Raw genomic sequence first — 15,658 nt, 5'->3', positions numbered from 1 at the left:
CCTCATCCCATTATTGGGAATGAGGGATTTTTGATTTCAAAGTAAATCGGCCGCTAATTGTGCGAGATGAGAACGTTCACCACGTTCCAGTGTGATATGTCCGCTTATACCTTCCTGCTTGAATCGTTCAACAACATAGGTTAAACCATTACTCGATGCATCTAGGTAAGGATGATCGATTTGGTCAGGGTCACCAAGAAGAACGATTTTACTGCCCTCTCCCACGCGGGAAACGATCGTTTTGACCTCGTGCTTGGATAAGTTCTGCGCTTCATCAATGATGATAAATTGACCAGGAATCGAACGGCCGCGAATGTATGTCAGGGCTTCAACTTGAATGCTCCCGAGACCCGCAAGTACTTTTTCAATGTCCCCCGGTTTTTTGGTATCAAATAAATACTCCAAATTATCATAGATCGGTTGCATCCAAGGACGCAGCTTTTCATCTTTTTCACCAGGCAGGTAACCAATATCCTTGCCCATTGGAACCACAGGCCGAGCAATCAGCAGTTTCTTGTATTTACGGTCATCCTCGATTTTCATAAGACCCGCAGCTAATGTAAGCAGCGTTTTACCTGTACCCGCTTTCCCAGTCAGGGTGACGAGCGGGATTTCGTCATTGAGCAGCAGTTCAAGAGCCATGCGCTGCTGCGCATTTCGCGCGGCAATCCCCCAAATGGGATCGTTACTCATGAAGAGCGGCTCCAGCTTTTTGGCATCGGTCGTCACTTTCAACAACGCTGATTTTGAAGAACCCAGCTCATCCCGCAAAATGACAAACTCATGAGGATGAAGCATATACCCTAAATTTAGTGATGTCACAGTCAAGAAGCGATACGAATAAAATTCATCAATGATGGAAGGATGCACATAAAGCGTTATATAACCTGTATACATATCCGTCTGTGCGACAATGCGATCGGTCAAATAATCCTGTGCGGGTATACCGAGTACATCTGCTTTAATACGAACCAATGTATCTTTACTTACAATAACAACAGGCCTCGGAAAGTCATTATCTTGCTCTTCTAAATGATAGTTGAGCGCGACGGCAAGAATCCGGTTATCATTCGTTAATTCTGCAAAGGTATCCTGCAGTTTAGCAAAACTGCGATGGTTGAGCTCCACTTTAATGCTGCCGCCACGCTCGAGAGTGATACCATCGGATAAGTTTCCTTTGGTTCTTAGTCCATCCAGCAATCTCGAAACATGTCTCGCATTTCGGCCTATTTCATCCGCATTTCGTTTCTTAGAATCGATCTCCTCCAACACCACGGCGGGTATGACTACTTCATTATCTTCGAACGCGAATAAAGCATTAGGGTCCTGAAGCAGTACATTGGTATCCAACACGTAAATTTTTTTCATTGGTGTGTCCCCTCCCAGATTTGGCGTTAGATCATTGGTTATATTTGATACATACAACCTAGCTGTACAGGACAAACTAAACTCGAGATTCAAGGAAAGGAAAGATTCTAGTGAGACTATTGTGCGTGCTTTTATTAGTACTGACTCTCGCGGTTGGCTGTAGTCAAGCGCCGAAAAATGGTGCCCCCTCTCAAGATACGAATCATCAGCAAGTAAAAGTTCAACAAATCGCCCCACAAAAGCTCGAAATAAAAGATTCTAAAGCTGTTGCAGAACGTTTAGAAAACCTAGCCACCAGTATCCCAGAGGTTGAAAGCTCGCATTGCGTCGTCTTTGGCAATACCACTGTTGTCGGCATCAACATTCGAAAGGATTTGGACCGAGCAAAAATTGGTACCGTCAAATATTCGGTAGCAGAAGCGCTCAAGAAAGATCCATACGGTGTGAATGCCATTGTTACAGCAGATCTGGATTTAGACCAACGTCTGCGCAACATCCGGGATAACATCCAAGCAGGAAGACCGATTACTGGATTCGCTGAGCAAATGGCTGATATCATAGGCCGTGTGATGCCGCAGCTTCCACGTGATATTCGCAATCCCTCCGCTAGTCCAGGACCTAATGACGCGAATCAGGCTGGAAGTCCGAACCGATAATTCGCGGAAAGATAACAAAAAGCCTCGACTGCACATAAGCAGATCTAGGCTTTTTTTATCGCATCAAAAACTTGGCCGGGTGGCTGGGCAGTTACTCGGCTCGCACAAGTTTTCTCATATTTAGGTTTGGTCAACATTAGGGCGCGATCAATCAATTGCTCCGGTAAAGCTGTGATGTGTTCAGCCATATCGTTTGCGCCTCCTACTAGGTGGTTGAAAACGCTCCTTACACTTACAGTATAGCATAGCTGGTGGCAAGCGTTCCACCTTTACGAATCTATTTTCGGTTCATGTGAACACTCCTTTTCCACCCAGATATACCTTATTGTACGTCTGTTTATAAAAGTTATGTCGTCAAAGTGAACCTCTATTGATTATTGTAAATCGGATTCGAATTAATATCATCCCGCAGCTTTTCCGCAGCTTCACGATCAAAGCTTTGTTTACTTTTGACCCCTTTATGCTCATAGGCGATATGAATTTTCATCCGATCCGCATCATCCACAATTTCTAATTGACTAACCCCATGATCCTCGCGCAAAATAAGTTCAAAAAAATCGAGCGTTTCCTTGGCAGCCTCATCATCCGGTCTTGCTTGATGAACGATATGCATTTGCAGCCAGTTAAAAAAAGTGTCTTGGAGTTTCATCTTAGCGCCCATCCTCTCTAAGTAAAATAACGTCATAGCCAGATTCCAGCCAACGAAGCCATTGATTTTTCCAAATGATGTGTTGAGCATGGTTTTCCAAACAACCATCATCAATCGAGGATACCATATCCAAAGCTTCCTGGCGCTTAAGTAGACGGTCCAGAAAGGCTTCTGCACAATGCGATAGATGAAAATGATTACCATCAAACACTACGCCCTCACGCTGCGACAAATCCAGTTCTACGAGCTCCGAACCGCATATCTCTTCATCGTCGCTTAACAGAAGACTAGATTTAAACATAGATAGCAATCTGGGATGCTTCACATTCGCTATCTCACGGAAAGCTTCCAACTCCGGTATAGGTGTGCATTCCATACGATCAGCCCCTAATACCAAAGGAGAATAGCCAACTATCGGAGTTAACCAGTATCGCGTCATTTGCCCCTCCTTAGAGTTTTCGTGAGAAAACTTACATCGTAAGCATTATCTTGAGTTTTCGTGAGAAAACTTACATCGTAAGCATTATCTTGAGTTTTCGTGAGAAAACTTACATCGTAAGCATATCCTATGGGTATGTATTAGGTCGGTCTATTCCCGCTTCTTTTCTCGATAAAATACCGAATACGAACCAGAAACATTAACGAAATCGCTACTGCCAAACAGAGAACAATAGGTAGTCCTACAATTTGAAAGACAAGCAGCATAACCGACCCGATGGCCAGCAGCACATAAATGATGGCTGTCTTGAGAATCGGCAATTTGCGTTGACGAAAAACTTTGTTATACACATAAGACATGAATATAAAGATTAACAAATAAGTGATGTATAGGTGATTTCCAAACCACTCGTTCAATGCTGTCAACAAACATACACTCCATTTCATAAAAAAAGTAAAGTCAAATATCATTATCTCTCAAACGCACAAATAAATAAAGGGAAATGCAGCGCAATGGCTGACACTTCCCTTTTTATGGACACTTTGTGAACTAAACGTTTGCTTCAGCTGTTTTGCGGTGTTTCTCAGCACGCTCGCGCTCGCTTTTGTTCAAAATCTTTTTACGAATACGAACGGATTTCGGTGTAATTTCGCAATACTCATCATCATTCAAATACTCAAGCGCTTGCTCTAAAGAGTACATACGTGGAGTTTTCATTTTTACTGTTTCTTCTTTATTCGCTGAACGGATGTTGTTTACCGCTTTTTCCTTACAGATGTTAACGATGATATCATTATCGCGCGTGTGCTCGCCAACGACCATTCCTTCGTAAACTTCAGTTTGTGGATGAACAAACAAGATACCGCGATCTTCTACAGAAAGGATTCCGTACAAAGTGGATACGCCAGATTCGCTGGCAACAAGCACGCCTTCATGACGTCCGCCTACGCCTGCTCCTTGGTATGGACCATAGCTGTCAAAAGCATGGTTCATAATGCCGTAGCCGCGAGTCAATGTCAAGAAGTTCGTTCTGTAACCGATCAAACCACGCGCTGGGATTAAGAACTCTAAACGAACGTTGCCGCTGCCGTTGTTGATCATGTTGACCATTTCCGCTTTACGGGAGCCTAAGCTTTCCATAACTGAACCCATGCTGTCTTCTGGAACGTCGATAATCAAACGCTCGATCGGCTCCATTTTTTGACCGTCAATTTGACGGATAATAACTTCTGGTTTGGAAACTTGCAATTCAAAGCCTTCACGGCGCATGTTTTCAATCAAAATACCTAAATGAAGCTCGCCGCGGCCAGATACGATGAAAGCATCCGGGCTATCCGTGTCTTCAACGCGTAAGCTGACATCTGTTTCAAGCTCTTTATACAGACGCTCACGGATTTTACGGGAAGTAACCCATTTGCCTTCGCGTCCCGCAAATGGTGAGTTATTCACAATAAATGTCATTTGAAGAGTTGGCTCATCAATTTTCAAGACTGGCAATGCTTCTGGATTCGCAGGATCTGCTACTGTTTCGCCAATATTGATATCTTTGATACCAGCAATCGCAATAATGTCCCCTGCTGCTGCTTCTTCAATCTCAATTCGTTTCAAGCCTGTGAAACCGAATAACTTCTCGATTCTAGCTTGCTTCTGACCGCCTTCACGCGTCATAACAGCAACGGTCTGGCCTTGACGAATTTTACCACGGTTCACACGGCCTACGCCGATACGGCCCAAGTACTCATTGTAATCCATCAATGTAACAAGGAACTGAAGCGGTTGATCAACATCTTCAGTTGGAGCTGGAATGTGACTAACAATCGTTTCATAAATAGCTTCCATGTTGTGATCTTGCTTCTCAGCATCAAGACTTGATGTACCTTGCAATGCGGATGCATATACAACGTGGAAATCAAGCTGCTCATCCGTAGCACCTAGTTCAATGAAAAGATCAAGAACTTCGTCCACAACTTCTTGAGGACGAGCGTTCGGACGGTCGATTTTGTTAACGACTACAACAGGAGAGAGGTTGCTCTCAAGTGCTTTACGAAGAACGAACTTCGTTTGTGGCATCGTGCCTTCGAAGGCATCAACAACAAGCAAAACGCCGTCTACCATTTTCATGATACGCTCTACTTCACCACCGAAATCGGCGTGTCCAGGAGTATCTACAATGTTAATAAGGTAGTCTTTATAATTAATAGCTGTATTTTTTGCTAGAATGGTAATACCGCGTTCTCTTTCGAGATCGTTGGAGTCCATCGCTCTTTCTTGAATAGCCTCGTTTTCGCGGAATGTTCCGGATTGCTGAAGTAATTTATCTACGAGTGTCGTTTTACCATGGTCAACGTGTGCGATAATAGCAATATTGCGAATCTTGTCTCTTGCGTGCATGATTGTCAAACCCTCTCTACCCTATAATTTTCGTCTCTATTCATAAAACAAGCGTCGGACAAAAGCGCCGACGCTTGACATTTACCCTTATTATACGCAGTTTCTCGACATTATGCAAGGTAAAAGGCAATCTACTTAAAACTTTTACAAGCTTCTCCCTGAGATTACCACACATTTCGTTTTCGGAAAATCATAAGGAGTCCAGCTAGCACAAGGATCAAAGCGATTACATAGATCCCTAATTTAATGAGTAACGTTAACCCGAAAAATACAGTTGAAATGATTCCCAGTACCATTGCCCCTATAAGAACTCCGCGATCACTTCCACGATCGAACAGGTGAAGCTCATATAATCCGATGGCGACACCGAGAATAAACCCCGGCCATAGATAGCTCATAGAACCCCAGCCAAATATATTGCAGAAAAAGAACATGACAGCATAAGTCGTCAATATACCTCCAGGTACGAGTACACCTGCGGGCAGGGATCGATTGAAAAACATGAAGTGAAACAGCAGCCCTGGAATGAGTAAAACAAGCGGCCAAAAAAAGGAAAGAAGAACTTGAAAAACGCCTATTTTACCAAGAAGCAGCAGAACGGCCAGGCCAATTAATAGGATACCAATGGAGTAGCTATTTCTAGCCATACGAATTCCCTCCTAATTCACATGTAGATGAGGCATCAAATTCGACACCCTTCAGCAAATAGTTTATCGTACCTGGCCAGAAATTGCTAGATGTTTGGGGCTATTTACGGCCTCGTCGTTTGGCTTCGAGCAAACGGCTCATGCTGTCCGGCCGCGTTTGACCTGCCTCCGGTGGATCCGGAGCAGCTGCATCACAGCTGCGGCCTGTGGAGCGCCGCCTACTTCAGGGCGCTCGGCCTTACGCTGCAGCTCGTGCTCTGCAAGCTGCTTGCGTTCCCAGAGACGCGCCAGCGGCGTCTCCGCCTGAAGTGGCCGGCCTGCCGGAGCGGCCCGCCTCCAAGCGAACGCCCGAGCCCACAGGCCGGGCGACAGAGTAATGCGCCGCGTTGCGATATCCATCAGCAGCAGCGCGAGCGCCGCCATCAGCAGGTACTCGCTGATGGGAGTCAATCGCTTCTGCGCTGCAGAAGCAAGGCGAAGGCTTCTTCCGGATGCTCCAGCGAGAGCATCCGGCTGCCCGCCCCACACTCTCCATGCTTTTAACATCGAAATGAGAAATCGTTACATTTATAACTGTATTATGTTCTTGCAACTGGTCGGTGTCTTCGTCACCTCCTCGCTTCTGCATTCCAGGCTCCTGAATGTTAACCGGGATGGAAAAGGTGATCCCCTCGGCTTTTTCCACCACTGTCTGTCGGTGTAGATGCGTACTTCCCCATCCGATTCTTCCCCGGTTAACGCGGAGGCTAAGGACAGGGACTCCTGTACATTCGTTTTGCCATAAAAGGGAGTAACCTTATCCATAGCAGCTTGGAGAGTAGAAACATTTGATTCCCGTTGTAGAAGTAATTCAGGTTGATCCTTCACGACTAAAAGCGACTAGGTACGATTCTGGGCTTCTTCAAGTACGTAAGTGAGGATACCTCGCTTCGCTTCTTCAAGCCTTGTTCCAAGCCCCGTTGATGTCTGCATACTTGCTGAGGCATCAATGTCAAAAAAGATATTTGATTTCGCCCGAAGCAGGAGCAATAATTGTCGACGGAAATGCCGTCATGGCCGATTGGTCTCCTGCTCACCTTTCCAAGAGCGGTGGACGTTCGTTTTATCTTGCGTTCTATTTTCCTTAGCTTGGGTATACTACTACACGTGCAGCCCGATTTTCCCCCTGTCTAATAGATTTGCTTATGTACAACATGGGAGGTAACATGGAACAATTATCTGTAAATGAAAAAAAGAAAAGGAAATCGCTTTGGACCAAAGCCTTTCTAATAACCTCAATGTCAAACTTACTGCTCTTCTTTAGTTTTCAAATGCTCATACCAACGATACCTACGCATGTGTCGCAGTTAGGCGGAACCGATGTACAAGTTGGACTCGTCATGGGTATATTTACTATTTCCTCACTCTTTACCCGCCCTTTTGCTGGGCGAGCGCTTGACTTACTTGGAAGAAAACAAGTACTTCTAGTAGGACTTGCGATCTGTGCGCTAACGATTGCAGGATATTCCTATATGGCTGCTATTACGCTTATTCTTGCCGCTCGCTTTGTTCATGGGATCGGTTGGGGCATGTCAACGACTTCCTTAGGTACCGTCATCGCCGATATTATCCCTACTAAACGCCGCGGAGAAGGTATGGGCTATTACGGGTTGTCCAATACGTTTGCTATGGCACTGGCTCCGCTTACCGGCTTATGGCTGATGCAAACCTATGGATTCCCTCGCGTGCTTCTGATCTCAACCTTATTAGCACTGCTATCCTTGTTTAGTTCTCTTTTTATTCCCTATACCAAACCCTTGCCTCTCGAAAAGTCGGCTCAACGGCCGAAGCTCATGGATCGCTTATGGGAACGAACGGCGATACTTCCCTCGGTTTTATTGCTATGTACGGCTATTTGTTATGGAGGCATAGTTACCTTTATTACGCTGTTCGGCCACGAAGCCGGCATTTCGAATGTTGGTTGGTTTTTCCTATGTAATGCCTCTATGGTGCTTATTATAAGACCTATAACGGGTGTGCTTTTTGATCGAAAAGGACCCGAATGGGTGCTCTTGCCCGGCGCTCTTTTCACCCTTTCCGGACTGCTCCTTCTTTCTTATGCACACTCGGAAATGAGTCTGGCTGTAGCAGCTTTATGCTATGGTGTCGGGTTCGGATCCTTACAGCCTGCTCTACAGGCTTGGACGATTACTCGCGCGGCGCCGAGTCGCCGTGGTGCGGCCAACGGAACCTTCTTCTCAGCCAATGACCTTGGCATTGGGTTAGGAGCAATGGTTCTGGGAGCTCTAGCCAACTTTAGTGGGAGCTATGCACTGATGTACCGCTACTCGACTGCACTCATCGTTGTGTTCATCCTTATTTATGGATGGTGCTTCTGGCAAGCTCGGCGCAGCATTCAGTTGGCTCAGCATTAAGGATGCGTTTCATCTATGATTATCGGACCAATCCGTTACGCCGCAGCTCGCTAAGCAGGAAATCCCCTGGAGATACATCGGTTACTACAAGCAAATATGTGATGCCGCGTTCATAACAAAACCCCTAAGCGATTGCGTATACGGAAAGGCAGCTTCCCTATAGGCCTGAAGCATTTTTCTGCTCATCGCCACTTCCCTCGCTTCTCCGGTCTCATTGTCTATTAATCTCAGCTCTCCTGCAAGAATCGGGTCAAGCTCCTCCTGAGCAAGGACTTGGACAGCAACCACTTCCTGCTTGGCAGCAAGTTAGTACTTTAGCGCATCTTCGATGCCCTGTTCATACAAAAAATCCGAAAATAACCAAGTCATACCCGCCTGACGCGGCAGAATGGATGGGTCTCGAAAATTGCCCGACTGACTGAGTAAGGAAAGGAAGTTCAGGGTATCTACATCTCGGGCTAGAACCCCAATCTGCAAAGTCTCTTTAGGTAAATGGAATGCTTCTAGGTAGGCTTTTCCATTAAACGTTATTTTCTTCCCTTTTAACGATATCTCATAAAAGGCTATCGTATTATTGCTTTTCGTATAAGCGTATCCAGGCAAGAGCATCGTTACGACTTTCATGCTGCCTTTTGGAAGTTCGACATGCTGTACATAACTGAAATCCTTGCTCCGATTGGGACACGACATCTCCGGATAAGTCTGCCCCCTGATTACGTAATGTCATCGTAACGGGTGTCCAGCGCCCCTGTTTGACATTTGAAGCACCAAAACCAACTTCGGATTGAATCTCAATCATCGCATCATCCGCCGAAAAAAAATTCAATTTTATACACGAAAATAACCGCTTCGCTGAATACTTATCAGCTTGGCGGTTTTCCATATCCTCTATTCGTTTCTTGCTTTGAATTGAAATAATCTCATCCATTTAACAGTTAAACCAATCGTAATCACGAGTACTGTGGCCACAATAGGTATCCAGACATGTAGATATTCGTAATCGTGCAGCAACCAATCAATCATTTTCTCATCTTTAACAAACATTTCGCCCGCTGTATAACCGAGAATGCCTGCTCCCATAAACACAAGAATCGGATATTTCTGCAGCAGATTCATCACGAGTGTACTTCCCCAAATAATGATGGGGATACTGAGTCCAATACCTAGAATGATCACGGTATTATTCCCATTCCCTTTTGCCGCAATAGCTAATACATTATCCAAACTCATAACGAAATCCGCAACAATGATAGTCCATATGGCTTTACCGAGCGTGGATGCTTCCTTCACATTCGCATGGTTGTCATCATCCGTAAGAAGTTTTATCGCAATCCAGAACAAGAGGATGGATCCCCCTGCTTGAATATAAGGGATATCTAGCAGGCTTACTGCAACTAACGTCAGCACTAGCCGTAATGCGATAGCCCCGAAGGCCCCCCACCATACCGCAAGCTTGCGCTGTTCAAGTGGAAGATTTTTGCTCGCCAGCGCAATTACAACCGCATTATCTCCGCTAAGCACAATGTTGATTAACATAATTTGCAAAAACAAAATGAGCGCTTCAATCATGCTTTACAACCTCCCGGGATGCATGGCGAGCTGGTGACGAAGTCACCGTCTGAAGATGGCGAAATCCATTCAAAATAAATGCTGATCTGACACCTTCTTCAGTTGTCCATGAACAATTTCAATCGTTTCCGTTTGCAATACTGCTCTCTCTATTAATTCCGGTAAGAAGTCCATACTGCTCTCAATCTTCTCAACCATTCGAAGATTAGGATTGGTACTTGGGGATGGGGGAAGAAATAAGGAACAGCAATCATCGTAAGGTAAAATAGAGATCGGGAAGGTGCCTATGGTTTCTGCAATTCGAATGATTTCTTGCTTGTCCATCATCATTAAAGGCTGTAAAAGCGGTACCGTTACAACACGCCCTATGACATTCAGGCTTGGCAGCGTTTGACTGGCCACCTGTCCTAAGCTTTCACCTGTCACTAACGCGCTTAGACCTTCTCGGTCTGCAATTTGCTCCGCAATGCGATACATCGCTCTTCGTATAAGTGTTACTAATAAATTATCTTGATACGCACGGTGGATGGATGTCTGTACATCTGTAAATGGCACCAAATGAAGCCTGATAGAATCTGTATAAGCAGACAACTGATGTGCCAGTTCAATCACTTTATCCTTCGCGCGTTCACTTGTGTAAGGATAACTATGAAAGTGAATGGCCTCCATTGTAAGTCCCTTCCGCATGGCTAACCAACCTGCTACCGGACTATCAATACCCCCAGAAAGCATCAGCAGCGCTTTCCCACTTGTTCCTGAAGGAAATCCTCCTGCCCCCTCAATCACTTCCGCATACAAAAGAACTTGCTCCTCGCGAATCTCCACCCGAAGCTCCACTTCAGGTTGATGAACATCCACTTGCAAACCAGGACACGCTTGCAGCACATAGCCTCCCACCAAATAATTCATTCGCTGTGAATCAAGAGGAAATGATTTATTCACCCTGCGAACGCTCACTTTAAAGGTTTTTGGTTGTTTAGGCAGTGATTGCATTATACGCAGCGCCGTCTCTTGAATGGCGTGGGTCTCCATAGGAGCATGGTAAGCAGGACTAAACGATGCAAGTCCGAAAACTCGCTGCAAAGCCGCTGAAGCCTCTTCATAAGCTGCTCCCCCTAGCTCCACATATACGCGTCCGTACTCGGGAATATACCTTAATTCAAGAAAAGAACCTAAAACTTTACGAATTTGAGTCATCACGCTTCGCTCAAATCGCTTGCGGTTTTTTCCTTTGAGCGTCAACTCGCCAAAACGCAAAATCAAACAATCCGGTTTCATCTTCGCTTCTCCTTTCTGATGGATGGTTTGCTTAGCATAGGAGCGAGATCTCTCACGACCTCCCGTAGTGCAGTAACGAATTGCTTCGCCTCTTTTTCTTGATGTTCATCCGAAAAGCTAACTCTGAGTCCGCTAACGGCCAGCTCCCTACTGCAGCCTAACGCCAGCATTACTGTACTTGGATCAGATTCATCCGAAGCACAGGCTGATTTTGTTGAAATGTATATTTGTCTTTGTTCTAAAGCATGAACGACAACCTCAGCTTTCATACCAGCAAATGCAAAATGGACAATATGAGGCGCCATATCCTCTTGTTGCTCGGAACCCGTAAGGGTGAGCTCTGGGAGGGATTTGATTCCTTCCACAATAATGCGCCTTAACTGATACTTATGCTCTATTTTTGCTGGAAGATTGTCTACCGAGAGTCGAAGTGCTTTCGCCATCCCTACAATAAGTGGAACATTTTCCGTACCGGAGCGAACGCCATATTCTTGCCCCCCCCCTACAATCAACGGCTTGAGCTGCACGCCATCTCTGCGATACAGAAAACCAACTCCCTTGGGACCTCGGAATTTGTGTGCAGATGCGCTGCAAAGATCCACCCCCCACTCCTTTGGTTGAAATGGAAGCTTCGCGATACCTTGAACCGCATCCACATGGAATAATACTTTGGGATAATTGGAAAGATATTGGCCAATTTCTTGTATTGGCTGAATTGTACCTACTTCATTATTAACGTACATCACGCTTACAAGGATAGTATCCTCGCAAATTGCTGCTTTAAGGGATTCTAGCTCTACACACCCCTTTTTATTCACAGGCAAATAAGTGACTCGAAACCCCTCGCGCTCCAGCTGGAGAAACATTTCTTTCACCGAGGAATGTTCAATTTGTGTAGTAATGAGATGCTTTCCACGATTTTGATAGCTGTAGGCTGCGCCTCTAATCGCCAAATTATTACTTTCCGTTCCGCCGGAAGTACATATGATTTCGGAAGGCTGCACACCTAAGACTCCTGCAATCACCTCTTTAGAGCTTTGCAGCAGCTTCTCTGCTTGAACGCCTAACCGATGGATCGAAGATGGGTTTCCATAATGTAATTTCATCACTTCAGCAATCGTATCAATCACTTCTTCATATAGCGGTGTTGTTGCCGCGTAATCCAAATAAAGCATATCTAGCTGATTCCCCTTTTTTCACGCCCTTGCTGCCGCGCAATCAAATTAATTTCCTTTCATCATTAAAGCCTAAAATAGGCCATAACTCAAGCAAACCTGATAACACAAAAAGCTGACTCCCGCATAACACATGCGAAAATCAGCTTATTAGTTTGTTAATTATAAAGCAAAGTTCATCTTGTGACCGATCACTTTGGACACATAAGCTTGTGTCTCTGTTGGCAGTAGATGGAGCTTATTAGCCAAGTCCTGATCAGTCTTAATGCCTAATCGGTCAACACGTCCGGGACCTGCATTATAGGCTGCTAGGGCAACCCCTTCGTACCCATTGTACTTCTGAATTAAGTTGCTCAGGAAATGTGTACCCGCATCAACATTTTGCTTAGGATCAAACGGATTCGTCACTCCAAAACCGCTGCCTGTCCCATCCATAAGCTGCATTAAGCCCTTAGCACCTGCAGGCGATACAGCCTGATGATTAAACTCAGATTCTTGTTGAATAACCGCTTTAACCAACGAGGAATCTACACCGTATTTGTGACTTGCTGCTTGGATTAAACCGTCATACTGTGAGGCTGATAAAGCTTTACTTACCGTTTGTAGCGGTGTATAAGCTTTATTCAAAGCAGCCAAAGAACTTGGAACGTTATTCGTCGTTGTTTTACCCAGCATGGCGTTAAAAGTGTCCTGACCTACAAGACCAGTTGCCGAAGTTTGTCCCATGACGGTATCCAGCAGCGCGCTGAAGTCGCTTGAATCGTCCGTATTTGATGTCGCAGTGTCACCGGACAGCAAACTCAATTTACCCATCAGTTGAAGCTGGAGCAATTCTTTCATTACTCTAGGGTCAATGCTGTTCGTGCTGTTCATCCGTCAGACCTCGTTTCTGTCATTCATTGTTGTTTTCATTGTACACGGTTTGTGCCCTGACGACCATCCCCAATTTAAACATCAATCATTATAGACACAAAAAAGGACAGTCATTAGACTGTCCCTCTTCCATTTCATGAAATGTTTTGTTGTAATAACTCATTCTGTTCTGACAACTTTCTTACAATGACACGAGAAATTCGCAAATGATCCGTTTCATCAACGATGAACATAAACTCGTCTTGGTAATTTACTTGCTGGTTCTTGCTAGGCGGAATCTCGGTTTGCGAATAGATCCAACCACCGATTGTATCATAGTCATCCGACTCAATTTCAAGGCCAAAGTAGTCATTTACTTCATCAATCAGAAGCAAACCATCAATGGAGAAGGTATTTTCATCTTTGATTTCGATCGTTGGACGTTCTTCATCGAACTCATCCTGGATTTCACCAACGATTTCTTCCATAATGTCTTCAAGTGTAACAAGACCTGATGTCCCACCGTACTCATCAATGAGCAGTGCCATTTGACTTTTTCTTTTCTGCATCATTTTTAACAAATCACTGATATGAATGGAGTCCGGGACCGTGGTAATCGGTCGGATAATTTTCTTAATTCCTTTTAGGTTCGCATCCGGCTTGAGCAAATCCTTGATATGGACGAAGCCAATAATATTATCTTTGTCCGGATCACATACCGGGTAGCGCGTACGCATTTCTTTAATGGCAATTGCAAGATTCTCAGCATAGGAAAGTCCGGCATATAAACATTCCATTTCAGTTCTTGGAATCATAATTTCCCTGGCAGTCGTCTCTGAAAATCCAAATATATTATCAACAAGCGTGAGCTCTGTTTTATCTATAAGTCCGTTTTTGTGACTTTCTTTCATGAGGACTCGAATTTCATCCTCGGTATGCGCCGATTCATGCTCGGTTGTAGGCTCGATACCTGCACGACGTAACATCCAGTTGGATATCCCGTTCAACATCCAAATAAATGGGTACATTAATTTGTAGAATAAGATCATTGGTCCTGAAGAAAGCAGAGTAATTTGTTCAGCTTTACGAATCGCATACGTTTTAGGGAACTGTTCGCCTAAAGTAATATGCAAAGTTGTCATTAAGGAGAAAGCAATAATAAAAGTAATCGTGTGGAATACCGAATCTGGCAAATTCAGCGGAGCGAATAACGGTTCCAAAATTTTAGCGAACGTCGGCTCTCCGACATAACCAAGTCCCAACGAAGTAAGTGTAATCCCGAGCTGACAAGCACCTAAGTACGCATCGAGATTGCTCATGATTCCTTGTGCAAATTTCGCATTGGTGCGGCCTTCTCCAGCAAGTAAATCAATTCGACTACCTCTTACTTTAACCATCGCAAATTCCGCAGCGACAAAAAAACCATTTAATAACACCAGTCCAAACATTAACAGAAAACTAATTAACGTTTCGGGCAAAGGATCTTCCAATACCTTACCTATCCCCTATCAAGTGCGGTTGAGGCACCAAGGAGTATAGGTACACCTCCCTTAATTTCGATTTAAAATTGAAATATCACCTTTCATTATATAATAATACTGTAATCATTCAAAGGTGCGAATATGACTCCTGAAGTCAAATAGTACGAGCAAACGGGAGTATAGGCGTTAATATGATGCCATTATGAGTCTTTACCCGCTAATTATCACTCTGAAACCCGAATTTACACGTTTTTTTCCTGAAAAAAAGAAAAACAAGCCGATTACTCGGCTTGCTTAAGAGCGGTCAAGCATAATAGGGCACTAACAAAAAATAGGCGGCGACGGCAATAAAACCAAGCGCGATTGACCAGGACCCAAGTCCCTTGTTTCCCATAAGAAACGCTATAACCCCGAGCACAATACCTGAAATACCAAGCAGAACAGGCCATACAAAAAGCGAAGCTAATGCAACGAACAAGGCAACATAACCGACTGCTTTGTTGCGCGTGACAGCTTCTACTAAATTCTCAACTTCTTCATCAGAAACATCAGAGCGGGATTCAATTCTCTCTGGTTTTCTAATTTTATACTGTTCGGCGTTGCTGATTTTCCGTGAAGGTGCTGCGATTTCGGCTGCGTATTCTTCCTTATGATTCAATCCGCTTTCAGCTAGGAGCTGCTCCTTCTGGAACCGCTCCTTGGTGGCTTTGTCCAAAGGAACGTCTTTTTTTTTCATGCT

The 15,658-nt window shown here is 44.6% G+C and carries 19 protein-coding genes; 2 read left to right on the top strand and 17 right to left on the bottom strand.

The features are described 5' to 3' along the window. Positions 1-36: 36 nt before the first annotated feature. The gene (locus BLT91_RS02030) at positions 37-1,368 is read right to left on the bottom strand and encodes a PhoH family protein (RefSeq protein ID WP_090816053.1); all 1,332 of its coding nucleotides are present in this window, start codon (positions 1,366-1,368) and stop codon (positions 37-39) included. A gap of 110 nt (positions 1,369-1,478) precedes the next feature. Here BLT91_RS02030 and BLT91_RS02025 point away from each other — a divergent pair, with 110 nt between their 5' ends. After that, positions 1,479-2,024, top strand: a complete 546-nt coding sequence (locus tag BLT91_RS02025; RefSeq protein ID WP_090816051.1) for a YhcN/YlaJ family sporulation lipoprotein — start codon at positions 1,479-1,481, stop codon at positions 2,022-2,024. Positions 2,025-2,068: 44 nt separating this feature from the next. Here BLT91_RS02025 and BLT91_RS31185 read toward each other — a convergent pair whose 3' ends face one another. The 7 genes from BLT91_RS31185 to BLT91_RS01995 form a co-directional block, all read right to left on the bottom strand. Next, a complete protein-coding gene (locus BLT91_RS31185; protein ID WP_175532052.1) occupies positions 2,069-2,212 on the bottom strand; it encodes a hypothetical protein in 144 nt (47 codons plus the stop codon). A gap of 179 nt (positions 2,213-2,391) precedes the next feature. Next, positions 2,392-2,673, bottom strand: coding sequence for a hypothetical protein (locus BLT91_RS02020; RefSeq protein WP_090816049.1), 282 nt, complete (start codon positions 2,671-2,673; stop codon positions 2,392-2,394). Between the two features lies 1 nt (position 2,674). After that, complete coding sequence (locus tag BLT91_RS02015) at positions 2,675-3,112, bottom strand: hypothetical protein (RefSeq protein ID WP_090816047.1); 438 nt, start codon at positions 3,110-3,112, stop codon at positions 2,675-2,677. A 140-nt stretch (positions 3,113-3,252) separates the two neighbouring features. Further along, the gene (locus tag BLT91_RS02010; protein WP_090817202.1) at positions 3,253-3,528 is read right to left on the bottom strand and encodes a YlaH-like family protein; all 276 of its coding nucleotides are present in this window, start codon (positions 3,526-3,528) and stop codon (positions 3,253-3,255) included. Positions 3,529-3,661: 133 nt separating this feature from the next. After that, positions 3,662-5,503 (bottom strand): translational GTPase TypA, encoded by a 1,842-nt coding sequence (gene typA, locus BLT91_RS02005; protein ID WP_090816045.1) that lies wholly within the window; start codon positions 5,501-5,503, stop codon positions 3,662-3,664. Between the two features lie 164 nt (positions 5,504-5,667). Beyond that, entirely contained in the window at positions 5,668-6,150 is a 483-nt protein-coding gene (locus BLT91_RS02000; protein ID WP_090816043.1) for a hypothetical protein, read from the bottom strand. A 238-nt stretch (positions 6,151-6,388) separates the two neighbouring features. Next, positions 6,389-6,778, bottom strand: coding sequence for a hypothetical protein (locus BLT91_RS01995; RefSeq protein ID WP_141224917.1), 390 nt, complete (start codon positions 6,776-6,778; stop codon positions 6,389-6,391). Positions 6,779-7,355: 577 nt separating this feature from the next. On the opposite strand from BLT91_RS01995, the gene BLT91_RS01990 reads away from it, so the two are divergent. Further along, on the top strand, positions 7,356-8,564 hold the full coding sequence (locus tag BLT91_RS01990) for an MFS transporter (RefSeq protein WP_090816039.1): 1,209 nt from the start codon (positions 7,356-7,358) through the stop codon (positions 8,562-8,564). An 84-nt stretch (positions 8,565-8,648) separates the two neighbouring features. Here the strand turns inward: BLT91_RS01990 and BLT91_RS31180 are convergent, their stop codons facing one another. From BLT91_RS31180 to BLT91_RS01950, 9 genes are all read right to left on the bottom strand, one after another. After that, positions 8,649-8,852: a hypothetical protein gene (locus BLT91_RS31180; protein WP_090816038.1), complete on the bottom strand. Its 204-nt coding sequence runs from the start codon at positions 8,850-8,852 to the stop codon at positions 8,649-8,651. 18 nt (positions 8,853-8,870) lie between these two features. Beyond that, the gene (locus BLT91_RS01980) at positions 8,871-9,188 is read right to left on the bottom strand and encodes a hypothetical protein (RefSeq protein ID WP_175532050.1); all 318 of its coding nucleotides are present in this window, start codon (positions 9,186-9,188) and stop codon (positions 8,871-8,873) included. Beyond that, a complete protein-coding gene (locus BLT91_RS31175) occupies positions 9,136-9,390 on the bottom strand; it encodes a hypothetical protein (protein WP_175532049.1) in 255 nt (84 codons plus the stop codon). The genes BLT91_RS01980 and BLT91_RS31175 overlap by 53 nt, the downstream gene beginning before the upstream one ends. Positions 9,391-9,452: 62 nt before the next feature. Beyond that, positions 9,453-10,133: a TerC family protein gene (locus tag BLT91_RS01975; RefSeq protein WP_090816035.1), complete on the bottom strand. Its 681-nt coding sequence runs from the start codon at positions 10,131-10,133 to the stop codon at positions 9,453-9,455. Between the two features lie 69 nt (positions 10,134-10,202). Beyond that, a complete protein-coding gene (gene thiI / locus BLT91_RS01970) occupies positions 10,203-11,411 on the bottom strand; it encodes a tRNA uracil 4-sulfurtransferase ThiI (RefSeq protein ID WP_090816033.1) in 1,209 nt (402 codons plus the stop codon). After that, a complete protein-coding gene (locus BLT91_RS01965; protein ID WP_090816031.1) occupies positions 11,408-12,586 on the bottom strand; it encodes a cysteine desulfurase family protein in 1,179 nt (392 codons plus the stop codon). The genes thiI and BLT91_RS01965 overlap by 4 nt, the downstream gene beginning before the upstream one ends. 162 nt (positions 12,587-12,748) lie before the next feature. Then, complete coding sequence (locus tag BLT91_RS01960; RefSeq protein WP_090816029.1) at positions 12,749-13,459, bottom strand: lytic transglycosylase domain-containing protein; 711 nt, start codon at positions 13,457-13,459, stop codon at positions 12,749-12,751. Positions 13,460-13,593: 134 nt separating this feature from the next. Beyond that, positions 13,594-14,886: a hemolysin family protein gene (locus BLT91_RS01955; RefSeq protein ID WP_090817199.1), complete on the bottom strand. Its 1,293-nt coding sequence runs from the start codon at positions 14,884-14,886 to the stop codon at positions 13,594-13,596. Positions 14,887-15,223: 337 nt separating this feature from the next. Beyond that, complete coding sequence (locus BLT91_RS01950) at positions 15,224-15,655, bottom strand: hypothetical protein (RefSeq protein WP_090816027.1); 432 nt, start codon at positions 15,653-15,655, stop codon at positions 15,224-15,226. Positions 15,656-15,658 lie beyond the last annotated feature (3 nt).

This window comes from Paenibacillus sp. yr247 (genome assembly GCF_900103825.1).
Taxonomy (GTDB): Bacteria; Bacillota; Bacilli; order Paenibacillales; family NBRC-103111; genus Paenibacillus_E.
The sequence above is the reverse complement of the archived record's forward strand: the minus strand, read 5'-3'. Positions and strand labels throughout refer to the sequence as shown.